Source organism: Vibrio chagasii (assembly GCF_024347355.1).
Classification (GTDB): Bacteria; Pseudomonadota; Gammaproteobacteria; order Enterobacterales; family Vibrionaceae; genus Vibrio; species Vibrio chagasii.
In genome coordinates this window covers 2,378,866-2,390,284 of record NZ_AP025465.1, presented here as the reverse complement: position 1 = coordinate 2,390,284, position 11,419 = coordinate 2,378,866, and the positions used below count along the sequence as shown (strand labels likewise).

The following is an 11,419-nucleotide window of genomic DNA, read 5'->3' as shown; positions in this document are numbered from 1 at the left end:
TTATAATTCTTTTATCCGTCAATCAAATTTAGTGAGACTTTTTATCTTCAAGAGAAGAAATTAAAGCCTCGGCAAATTTTTCAGCAATTCCTTTGCGTTGTGAAGCAGCAACGTTCTGATTTAAGACATTGGTTGCGATATTTCCAGCGATCATCAGTGAAAGTTCTGGTGAAGCTTTGTGCTTAGATAGTACAGCACCTACTTCAGCTAGGATTTTTTCAACTTGTTCATCTGTGTATTTAGATATAATCGGCATAAGGACTCTAATAATGATAGTAAAAGCGGCTTATGATAACCTACTATGCACGACAACTGAAACCTGAACGGTAATATTTTCACTATGAGCCTTCACCTTTCCAACGTAATTTTACACCAGCTGAGCAAGAACGATCAGGAAGAACTGATTGTTAACTATCGTGCTGAATCTCTAGAAAACGATGCTTCTTCTGAAAGCCTAGTTGCTGAACTTCATCGTGTTTTTAACTCAAAAGCAGGCAAAGGGTTTGGTTCTTTCAAATCTGACAGCGAATTCCAACAGTGGTTGCATCAACTTCGTGCTGGTGAGACAAACTTTTACGATTTTTCTCAAAAGAGTGCGCAACGTCTAAAAGACGAGCTTTCAAAATACCCATTTGCTGATGAAGGCATCTTGGTAATGGCTGAATATCAGTCACTTGCAACTGACTACCTTTTCATTGGTCTACTGCCTTCAAACCAAAGCTTGAAGGTAACAGAAGGGCTAGATATCAGTGCGACTGACTACTTAGATATCTCTAAAATGGACATCGCAGCTCGCTTAGATCTTTCTACTTACGAGACAGACAAAGAGTCAAACCGTTACCTAACGTACATTAAAGGACGTGTTGGTCGTAAAGTGGCCGACTTCTTCTTAGATTTTCTTCAAGCGGAAGTAGGTCTGGATGCAAAACTGCAAAACCAGGTGCTGATGCAAGCGGTAGAAGATTTTGTTTCTGATTCTAAATTAGAGAAAGAGGAAGCTATCAGCTACAAAAAGCAGGTTGCTGATTACTGTAACGAGCAGTTAAAAGCGGGTGATGAGGTTCAAGTGCGTGAACTGTCTGGCGAATTACCAGCAAGCTCAGATGGCACCAGCTTCTTTGACTATACTAGTGAGCAAGGCTACGAGTTAGAAGACAGCTTCCCTGCAGATCGCGCAACTATGCGTAAACTAACAAAATTTGTTGGTGCTGGTGGCGGTTTGAATGTTAGTTTTGATAGTCTGCTTCTAGGCGAGCGTATCTTCTATGATCCGGAGACAGATACACTAACGATTAAAGGCACACCGCCAAACTTACGTGACCAACTGACTCGTAATAAGTCATAGTCCGAAGTGAATAGGTAAGCGGCAGTAGGATGCTGTCGCTTGTTTTTGTGCTTTGTGTCTTCGCCATAGCAATAATGGCTTCAAGTTAACACGCACAAGGAATATAGATGGAACAATCAGTAGCAAAGCCCACTCGCTTTAATAAACCAGCCACTTTCTTAGTTGTGATTTTGGTTCTGTGGCTACTTCCTTCATTGGCACTTCTCAACCTAAGCCGTTCCTACACAAACTCTCTTGCTCAAATCGAAGAGCTGGGTATTCGCGTTAACGAATTAAGACAGTCACTCTATTTCTCGGAACCACTTCGCGTCTCACGCATCAATGAGTTAGCTCTTGACGCTCAATTAGTTTATTCGATTCGACTTCAGATCGAATCCGATTTCCAGAACGCATTTTTTCGCCCTGACGTAAACCAACTGCTTTATGTGGCAGACCAGTTCTTGGACAAATTTGACGAGTTCATTCCAATCGAAAGTCAGGTTCAAGAGATTGTCGATAACATCAAGCTTTTACGTGCAGACAAGCAGATATCTCCCAAGTTAAAACCGTTGCTAAATGAATTTGGTGTAGTGGTGTTTGAGGCGATGTACTCAGACAGCCAAAGTTCATCGGCGACTTACCGAGCTTTTGATTCAATTCTCGAGAAATCTTACAAGTTGAAAATACCAGAGCAAGACGCGATTCAACAACTACTGGCTGATGCTTCCGCATTGCTCGTAGATTACGCACAGCTGAACTTTTTAGTCGATAAGATTAAGCAGAACTCGGTGAACAAGCAGATCATTAAGTTAGAGTCAGAATATCATGAGCGCCAGTTTAATTTGCTGGTCGCAATGTTAGGTTTGAGCTTGGCTGCTATGGTGGCTCTGATTGTTTGGAGTGCGAGCGTGAGAAAGACTTCTCCAAAACTTGCAGCTGACCAGAATACCTCCCCTGAACCTAGCGAAGAAAAGGCTGTTCAATTCTCTGATAAGGATGCGGAGCTGTTTTCAGAAAGCAGCGGTGATTCATCTCCTTTGGCAACTGGGCAGCACGAGGCTAAGCAAGAGGTACCAGAACCGGCAGTGAATGAGCCATCAGGCTTTCTACAGCAACAGCAACAGCATGCGAACATTGAAAGCCAACCAAATACGATTGAGACGCCAACAGCTGAGCGACACGTTGCTAGCGTGACGGATTCGAAACCAGCGATTGATATTGAAGAGATGCTCGAAACACTCGATGGCGATGCTGAGTCGGTTGAATTGTTGCTTGGAGTGTTTGTCCAAGATCATGCCGACGACTATGAGAAGTTTAAAGCGCTACTGATTAAAGATGAGACCTCGGCCGCACGTGTTGTACATAGCTTAAAAGGCGTGGCAGGTAGCATTAAAGCGTCACGATTAGCCATTATTGCCGCAAGTATTGAGATGACAATGAAACAATCTCGAGCGATCAGCGAACACGACTTGAATGAACTTGAGCAGGCGATAAAAGCCTCTGTGGATTCCGCCGTCGAATATTTAGATAATCAGCGTTAACTTTTGCGGGAGTTTTGACAATACTCTGACGAAGTGTTCATACAATCCGCGCCCTTAGTCTTTGTCAGAGGTTTATATGTTACGAGTTTCGAGTCGAAGTTGGATGGTGTTGGTGCTTAGTATTGTGCTAAGTGGTTGTTCTCTATTGGAAGTTAAGTTAGATAGTCAAACGACGCCTCTCACTCAACAAGAGCTGAATGCTCGGCTCATGACGCGTGAATACGCTAAGCTGTTTTTTACACAAGTCGAAGACTCGGCTGATTTAATCGCGCAATCTTATCCTGCTGATGACACCTTACATCAATCTTACGTTTTGCTTTGGAAGATCCATGCTGAACAGGGCTTACAGCAAGCGGCTTACCAAACCTCTCCGATGTCTGCGCTCATTGACACTTGGGTGTTTACTGCGCAAATGAATCAATTCTATGCCGAAGGTCAAGGAGCGGAGCTGTTCACGACGGATTATGCGGTTATTACTGCACGCTCTCTCGATCAAGAAGCAGAAAAGCTAGCAAAGGGCGTTCTGAGCTCGAATGACTTTAAGAAGAGCAAAGCATTCGTTGCTGAGTTTATTGCGAGCAACCCATTTAACGACCTAACGTTCAGAAGCACGCCTGCTTATCGCGAATGGCTAACTTACCTTGGCAAAGATGAATCACAGATCGTTCAGAGTCTAGGTACCATGCCAGAAGCGATGAGCGATGCATCCGATCGTTTAAGCTTGATGGCGGATCAAACGCCAAAGTTGATGTCTTGGAAAGCAGAGTTAGTGGCGATGAATAGTTCACTGACGGGGGAAGACTTATCGATGACACTAGAAAGCCTTCGCCAAACGTCAGCAAGCATGCAGGACTTCATTGAGAACAATCCTGAATACATGCAAACACTGGCTTCTATTATGTCGGCAGAGATGCAGCCGCTGCTTAATGATCTTAGCGACAAAACAGACCAAAAACTGGCTATGCTGAGCGATGAGCGTGTGGCTTTAGAAAAGATGGTGACGCGTGAAAGAGAAGCATTAGTTCAGATGATCGAGAAAGAACGTATCGAGATCGCGGGTATCGTGACATCAGAAAGAGAATTGTTCACTCAAGACTTAGATCGCGTTTCGCAAGAAGTGGTTGTACTCGCGATTGATAAGCTAATGGAGCTAATCAAAGGCGTGATTATCTACTTTATTCTGTTTATCTTGGTCGTGTTCTTCGCACCGTTAGGTATCGGTTATTGGTTGGGTAAACGAACCGCAAATAAATAACCCAATAAAAAAGAGCGCTCTAGGGCGTAATGCCAGTCAGTTAAGCTGACTGGCATTTTTCCTGTTCGTTGCATATTTTTGGGGTTTCAGTTTCACCCAACGAGGGTAACTTCTATCTTCTCTTCGAGGTGGCAGGGTAAACATGGATATTTGCTTGAGTAAGACTTCATAATGTTTAGGAAGTTTTCCAGGACTCGTTAAAGGTAAAGCCGCGAAGTATTGAGTCACAGCCATAGCACTACTCGTAAAGCTTAATTGATTTGGCCAGACGCTATCTAATTTAATCGCAGCCTTTGTCATAACTTGTCTTATAAGGTTATAGGCGAGCAAAATCCCCCAGAGCTCCTGCTTGACCATATCTGGGCGCTTACTTCGTAATGTATACTCACTATCAAGCAAGGTTTGCTTCATTTCCCGATAGCCTAATTCGATTTCCCAACGATAGCGATAAAGCTCTACGATGTCTTCACCAGGAAAGCGTAACCCATCACGCATTGATGTAAGTACCTGATATGTCTTCCCTTTGATGATTTTCGACACTAACCTTGCTTCTATTGTCTCAGGGAGATCACTGAACTTCTTTCTTGCCTGAGGTGTCGTTTTTATATCAACGATAGCGTCACTCTGACTGTATTTATGAACGACTTCATACTGGAAGTCTTTTCTCACAGGAAGCATCCAATGCCTTTCTTTGCCTACCTTATTCCAGCGATTAAGTAGCCCTAGAGAGTAGTATCCTTTGTCAAAAATAGTCAGCGAATGATCGGGGGTTTGTTCGATGAGTTCTTCTGCAAGGCGCATTTCGCTGGTGCGATAGTCAGAGAATGTACTATCGATTAGTTGATGACTTGTAAGCTCCATCAAGCAAACCATACGTACCTTAGGGTAAATATTCTCCGATGATTGATTGCTCTGTGCTTTAAACTCTTGATGATTTTCAGGTGTATCTGTCGTTCTCCAAACGACACCATCGACGGATAGAAGGTTTAGTCCACACCAAGTTTCGAAATTAGACGAGTGATAGCCATGCGTAGCCATCTTCTTAAAGACTTGTTTAACGCCTTCTTCGCCTAATCTCTGTCTCGCTTGAACAACAGCACTTGGGGCAACAAAGCGTTGTCTGTCTGGCAGGACAATATCGAGTTGGTTAGCAATATCCCAAACAGATTGTTGACGAAAGAGACTCATTCCAACAACGGACCAAAGTACGGCCTCCAAAGGTAACCGTCTTCTTCTAACGGTTGCGACGCCAGCTTGCTCAAAACCTTGCTGGATAAGCTCTGGACTAAGAATTTCAGAGTATTTTTCAAAGTGGTGGAAGGTATTACACGACTGAAAAGTATTGGCAAGTTGGCTTTCTAAAGACATAAAAAAATCCGATATTAGTTTCCTAATATCGGATTCTGAAGCCTTTTGAGGATCGGTCAAATGATCTCACAAATTTCTTAACTGATCGGTATTACGCTCTAGGGCGCTCTTTTTTTATCTATGCCATTAAGGTTTTGTACTTACGCTCTCAGGCTTAGAGTGATGGAGACTAGGCTTGTTGCTTAGTCAGCTCTGCCGCTTCTTCCGCTTCAACAGCTGGTGCTGTCGGTTCACATTTATCAACGAACCAACCCATGTAAGACGTTACGATAGTCACGATGATACAGATGAAGCTTAGCCACATGAATGGTGCGTACGACAGCGTTGCAACGCCTAGGATACTCGCCATGTAGATACCGTTGTCACTCCAAGGCACCATACCTGATGTCAACGTACCGCCGAACTCAGCGTTACGAGATAAGTTCTTACGCTTGTAACCTAGACGGTCGTAGTTCTTAGCACAGATTTTTGGTGTCAGGATCAGTGATACGTACATTGCAGAGCCAAATACGTTACCCATGAAAGCCGTACCGATTGTGCTTGTTGCTAGCGAACCTGCGCTGTTTACGCGGCGTTCGAATACCTTCGCAATTGTCTCTAGCACGCCCACTTTATCAAGTAAGCCACCAAAACCAAGGCCGAACACGATAACCGCAACTGAACCAAGCATTGAAGACATGCCACCGCGGTTTAGGATTGAGTCAATGAAGTCCACGCCAGAGGAGATAGAGAATGGTGCCCATGCTGTGTTGAATGCTGTTAGGAAGTCGATCTCTTGAATCATAACTGCCCAAATAATACCTAGCAGAGAACCAAAGCTGATTACCGGGAATGAAGGCATACGGAAAGCAAGCAGACCTAATACGATCAGTACTGGAACAAATGAGTATGGCGTGATGTAGAACTGAACTTCCATCGCTTTGATAACAGATTCTACTTGGCTCATGTCAACGTTACCGGCGTAGTGGAAGCCAAACGCGGTAAACATGATGCCAGTAATAACGTAGCTGATTAATGCTACAGGCAGCATGCCTTTGATGTGTTCAACTACTTCTACGTTAGACATAGAAGAAGCCAAAATTACTGAATCTGAAAGTGGAGACATTTTGTCACCGAAGTAACAACCTGACAGTACTGCACCTGCCGTAATTGGCGCTGGAACACCTAGGCCTTGGCCAATACCCATCATCGCAATACCCGCTGTACCAGCAGCACCCCAAGAAGTACCAGTAGCCAACGCTGTTAGAGAACAGATGATCATGGTCGCCAAAAGGAAGATAGAAGGGTGGATAGCTTTTAGACCATAGTAAATGATGGTCGGTACGATCCCGCCAGAGATCCAAGTACCAACAAGAGCGCCAACGGCTAAAAGTATTAAAACTGCGCCTAAACCGTTAGATATTCCTTTGAGTGCTGCTTTTTCTAAGTCTTTGTATTGGTGTCCAAGACGAAGACCAAGCACCATGATAATGAACCAACCAATGTACAAGGCAAGTTGGATTGGAAGGTCAAGCTTTGCTGTAAAGGAAAAAGCAAGGGATAGAAATAGTCCTAACGCGATGAATACCTGCATCAGGTTCGGTAGGCGAGTTTTACTCTGCTTCATAAAAGCCTCTTGTGATTTCGAGCATTTATAGTGCTTCATTATATTGTGGGGTACGAAATGGACACTACAGTAATTAGATTATTATATCGAAAAAATACGCTTAAGTTGTGATATTTGACTGCATATCGGACCTGTTGTGGTTTCATAATCTAAGTTTTTGTTAAATTCATGATTGTTACATGTTTAAATCTGTCGCACGTTGTTTCCGTTTTGTAAAATAAAATGCCCATTAACCATGATTTAATAGTGGTAATTACTGTTTGTGATCGGGGTTTGATTGTTAGGTTTAACGCCATAAATGGCTGAATTTAGCGGGGTTGGTATTTCTATCAATAGAGTGAAGGCCGAATCTCTGTATTGAGATAACTTTGCGATTCATCGCGTTCACTTAAAAGAAACGAAAAAGTTACACTTTTTGACAAAAAGCGCTTGAGTTCTGTTTCTGAAAAACTTATAGATGGGGGAGAGCAATTTTTAATTTATACATGGAGAGTGAGAGATGAGAGTAGGTCTAGTTGGTTGGCGCGGTATGGTGGGTTCTGTACTGATGCAACGTATGGTTGAAGAGAAAGACTTCGACCTGATTGAGCCTGTTTATTACAGTACATCTCAGATTGGTATTCCTGCCCCTGTTCTAGGTGGTAAAGATGCGGGTCTACTTCAAGACGCTTTTGATATTGATAGCTTAAAGCAGCTTGATGCGGTTATTACTTGTCAAGGTGGCGATTACACATCAAAAGTTTACCCAGCGCTACGTCAAGCGGGTTGGAAAGGTTACTGGATTGATGCCGCTTCAACTCTACGTATGGATGCTGATTCAATCATCACTCTTGATCCTGTTAACTTGGCTCAAATCCAGCAAGGCATTCATAGCGGTACTAATACTTTTGTTGGTGGTAACTGTACGGTGAGCTTAATGCTTATGGCACTGGGCGGCCTATACGAGAAGGGCATGGTTGAATGGATGAGTGCCATGACTTACCAAGCGGCTTCTGGCGCGGGTGCTAAGAACATGCGTGAGCTTATCTCGCAAATGGGTGTGATTAACGATAGCGTGAGTTCTGAGTTAGCAAACCCTGCAAGTTCGATTCTTGATATTGATAAGAAAGTTGCTGATACCATTCGTTCATCGTCATTCCCAACAGATCAGTTTGGTGCTCCGCTAGCGGGTTCATTGATTCCTTGGATCGATGTGAAGCGTGAAAACGGTCAAAGTAAAGAAGAGTGGAAAGCGGGCGTTGAAGCGAACAAGATTCTTGGCCTAGATGGTCAGCCTATCCCTATCGATGGTACTTGTGTACGTATCGGCGCAATGCGTTGTCACGCTCAAGCACTAACGATCAAGCTTAAGCAAGACGTTCCAATGGATGAGATTGAAGAGATCATCGCAACTCACAACGATTGGGTTAAAGTGATTCCTAACGACCGTGACATTACGGCGCAAGAGCTGACTCCAGCTAAAGTAACAGGCACTATGTCTGTACCAGTAGGTCGTCTACGTAAGATGTCTATGGGTAACGACTTCCTAAATGCATTCACAGTTGGTGACCAACTACTTTGGGGTGCTGCAGAACCACTACGTCGTACTCTACGTATTATTCTTGCTGAAAAAGCGTAATCGAACGCTCTTTCTATTCAAAAGTGAAAGCAGGCGCCACTGTTTGTGAATGCTTAGCTTCGTTAGAGACAAAAGCCGGTGTTAATACATCGGCTTTTTTGATCGCGTAAGGTGGATTAATTTCACTCGCGACTTCACTTAAATCTTCTCGTTGGAATGGGACAAGGAAGAGATCCCCAACTCGTTCAATGGTATGGACTCCCCACCTCAACTGACAGCGTCAGCTAAAGTTACAGGTGCGAACCAAAAACAGGAGCCCATACCATGAATAAATTTAACACAATCTCGATTGATTTAGCCAAATCCGTCTTTCAAGTCGCGGTATTTAACCGCCATGGCAAGCGTAAGTTGAACCAAGCTATGTCTAAAAAGAAAATGCTAACGGTCATCAGCCAACACCCTTGAGCAACCATTTGCATATAGGCCTGTGCAGCATCTCATTATTGGGGACGAACGTTTCAAAGCCGTGGTCATACCGTCAAAATGATACCTCCCCAAAAAGTGAAGCCGTATCGCAGTGGTAATAAGAACGATGCTAATGATGCTATCGCGATTTACGAAGCTTCCTTACGCTCCGATATTCATGCTGTACCTGTAAAAACACCGGAGCAGCAAGATATCGCAATGCTGCTGAGTTTAAGACAAAGCTATATAAAACAACGCACGGCAGTAAGTCTACGTATCCGTGGCTATGCAGCGGAATGTGGCATTACCTTCCCACAAGGAGCCAATAAACTGCGAGAACTACTCCCTTTTCGTTATCGAAGATATGGAGAATGAATTAACACCGACAACTCGATTCGTTCTCCGAGAATTACATGCTCAGCTACTAAATCTTGATGAGCCTATCGAGAGAGTTGAATCGCAACTTATAGACTTTGCAAAGCAAATACCCGCTTGCCAGTTATTAATCACTTTACGAGGTGTACGTTGGGTGATTGCAAGTGCCATTTTTTCCCGTCTGGGTGACGCTTCGGCCTATAGAAATGGTCGAGGAGCTAGTGCGAGCTTAGGTTTAGTTCCGGCTCATACTGGCAGTGGTGGTAAGAACAAAAACCACGGAATAAGTAAATCAGGTGATAAAATCTTACGCTCTCTTGTCGTTCATGGAGCAAGAGCGGTGGTAGCGAATATCCGAGATAAAGAAGATCGCTTAAGTTGCTGGATACGAAACTTATTAGAAAGAAAGTCGTTTAACCAAGTGGTTGTCGCCCTTGCGAACAAAACGATCAGAATGGCTTGTGCCATGCTGAAAAGCAATCAATCTTATAATGAGACGTTAATCGCTTAACAGTTGATTTTATAAGTTTAAGGGAGACATCAATCCCCCCATGTAAGCAAGTAAATTATGGTAAAGAGTAAGCATAGCAAGCAAAAGAAACTCTGAGAGGGACGAAGGTGATAATACACCACACGCTCGATAAGAACTTTTGCTGAGTGGATTAAGCCATAGAGGTTCGGGGTAGCTCCCCATAAAGAAACCGAATATACGTGCACTTGCATACCTTTACTCGTTTCCTTGCAATACTAGGGGAGTCCATATACGTTCCTCACTCTTGAGGATGATGTTTTTCTCCTAACTTAAATTGTGTCATTCCCGATAGCGACGGAGGAGCGTAGTCGGGAATCTAGCTTTTACTCAGTGAATCAACAACAAAAAAGGTGACGGTAAACGCCACCCTTTCTAGTCCCTTAATATTTCATTATCCGGTTCTCGAAACTGCTCTTAAATCCCTTCGCATCTCGCCATTCGAATCCCGCATCTGCTTTATTCCTTGTCGGATACGACACGTTTGTCAGGGTCAGCTAGTTCACTGGCACAGTGCTTACAGTAGATGGCGTCAGGGTCGTGTCCTGAACGGTTGCAGTTCGGACATTTGACTAACTCCTTGTGAGAGTTCATTTCACTACTTAGCTCGGCGGTAATTATCCCGGTCGGTACCGCAAGGATAGAGTAACCCAGTAACATTGTGAGAGATGCGATAGCCTTACCAATCGCTGTTTGCGGCACCATATCCCCGTAGCCAACGGTGGTGATGGTGACGATTGCCCAGTAGATACTGTGGGGAATACTGGTGAATCCGTTTTCTGGCCCTTCAATCACAAATATCAAAGCGCCAAAGATAACGACTAAGATGCCGACTGTACTAAAGAAGATCAGAACCTTTCGTCTTGCCATCAATAGCGAACGCAACAGGATATTTGAATCTTGTAGATAGCGAACCAACTTGAGAATTCGGAAGATACGCATGACACGCAGCAATCTCACAACGCCCATAAACGAAGCTCCTGGGAAGAAGATCGCTAGGTAAGTAGGTAGAATCGCTAACAGATCAACAATCCCATAAAAGCTGGTGGCGTAAGATTTCGGTTTTGGAGAACAATAGAGCCTTAATAGATATTCGATAGTGAATAGGGCGGTGAAAGTGTACTCGATGTAACGAAGTTCTTGAGACCACTCTGTCATCACATTTGGAATAGACTCAAGAATAAGAACCAGCAACGAAGCCAAGATTGCAATGATCAGTGATATATCAAACGCACGTCCGGCAGGTGTATGGGTACCAAAAATGATAACGTACAAATGATGCTTGAGTGGCTTGCGTGACATAAGGAGAGGTTCGTCTTCTATTAAATGCGTTAACCGTCATTATACAAGCTTCATAATAACGAGGCGAGTGAAAGCCAAATTGCTTTACTCGCCTCA

At 43.7% G+C, this 11,419-nt stretch carries 11 protein-coding genes; 7 read left to right on the top strand and 4 right to left on the bottom strand.

Going from position 1 to position 11,419, the window contains the following annotated elements; all coding sequences use genetic code 11:
- Positions 1-28 precede the first annotated feature (28 nt).
- Positions 29-256, bottom strand: coding sequence for a YejL family protein (locus OCV52_RS10860; protein WP_004740674.1), 228 nt, complete (start codon positions 254-256; stop codon positions 29-31).
- 84 nt (positions 257-340) lie between these two features.
- Between OCV52_RS10860 and yejK the strand changes: the two genes are divergently transcribed.
- The 3 genes from yejK (at position 341) to OCV52_RS10845 (ending at position 4,120) form a co-directional block, all read left to right on the top strand.
- Complete coding sequence (gene yejK / locus OCV52_RS10855; RefSeq protein WP_061033755.1) at positions 341-1,345, top strand: nucleoid-associated protein YejK; 1,005 nt, start codon at positions 341-343, stop codon at positions 1,343-1,345.
- Positions 1,346-1,452: 107 nt separating this feature from the next.
- Entirely contained in the window at positions 1,453-2,865 is a 1,413-nt protein-coding gene (locus OCV52_RS10850; RefSeq protein ID WP_137407849.1) for an Hpt domain-containing protein, read from the top strand.
- 76 nt (positions 2,866-2,941) lie between these two features.
- On the top strand, positions 2,942-4,120 hold the full coding sequence (locus tag OCV52_RS10845) for a chemotaxis protein (RefSeq protein ID WP_137407850.1): 1,179 nt from the start codon (positions 2,942-2,944) through the stop codon (positions 4,118-4,120).
- A gap of 36 nt (positions 4,121-4,156) precedes the next feature.
- Here OCV52_RS10845 and OCV52_RS10840 read toward each other — a convergent pair whose 3' ends face one another.
- Together OCV52_RS10840 and nhaC are read right to left on the bottom strand one after the other, a co-directional pair.
- On the bottom strand, positions 4,157-5,488 hold the full coding sequence (locus OCV52_RS10840) for an IS4 family transposase (protein WP_137409199.1): 1,332 nt from the start codon (positions 5,486-5,488) through the stop codon (positions 4,157-4,159).
- Between the two features lie 169 nt (positions 5,489-5,657).
- The gene (gene nhaC, locus OCV52_RS10835; RefSeq protein WP_004740678.1) at positions 5,658-7,094 is read right to left on the bottom strand and encodes a Na+/H+ antiporter NhaC; all 1,437 of its coding nucleotides are present in this window, start codon (positions 7,092-7,094) and stop codon (positions 5,658-5,660) included.
- A gap of 499 nt (positions 7,095-7,593) precedes the next feature.
- Between nhaC and asd the strand changes: the two genes are divergently transcribed.
- From asd to OCV52_RS10815, 4 genes are all read left to right on the top strand, one after another.
- Positions 7,594-8,712 carry an aspartate-semialdehyde dehydrogenase gene (gene asd, locus OCV52_RS10830; RefSeq protein ID WP_008223285.1) on the top strand — a complete coding sequence of 373 codons (1,119 nt, stop codon included), beginning with the start codon at positions 7,594-7,596 and terminating at the stop codon, positions 8,710-8,712.
- A 264-nt stretch (positions 8,713-8,976) separates the two neighbouring features.
- A complete protein-coding gene (locus OCV52_RS10825; RefSeq protein ID WP_261900846.1) occupies positions 8,977-9,117 on the top strand; it encodes a hypothetical protein in 141 nt (46 codons plus the stop codon).
- A gap of 78 nt (positions 9,118-9,195) precedes the next feature.
- Positions 9,196-9,492 (top strand): IS110 family transposase, encoded by a 297-nt coding sequence (locus OCV52_RS10820; RefSeq protein WP_261900845.1) that lies wholly within the window; start codon positions 9,196-9,198, stop codon positions 9,490-9,492.
- Positions 9,482-10,003, top strand: a complete 522-nt coding sequence (locus OCV52_RS10815; protein WP_261900844.1) for a transposase — start codon at positions 9,482-9,484, stop codon at positions 10,001-10,003. The genes OCV52_RS10820 and OCV52_RS10815 overlap by 11 nt, the downstream gene beginning before the upstream one ends.
- A gap of 477 nt (positions 10,004-10,480) precedes the next feature.
- Here the strand turns inward: OCV52_RS10815 and OCV52_RS10810 are convergent, their stop codons facing one another.
- The gene (locus OCV52_RS10810) at positions 10,481-11,323 is read right to left on the bottom strand and encodes an ion transporter (RefSeq protein WP_137409136.1); all 843 of its coding nucleotides are present in this window, start codon (positions 11,321-11,323) and stop codon (positions 10,481-10,483) included.
- Positions 11,324-11,419: the final 96 nt, after the last annotated feature.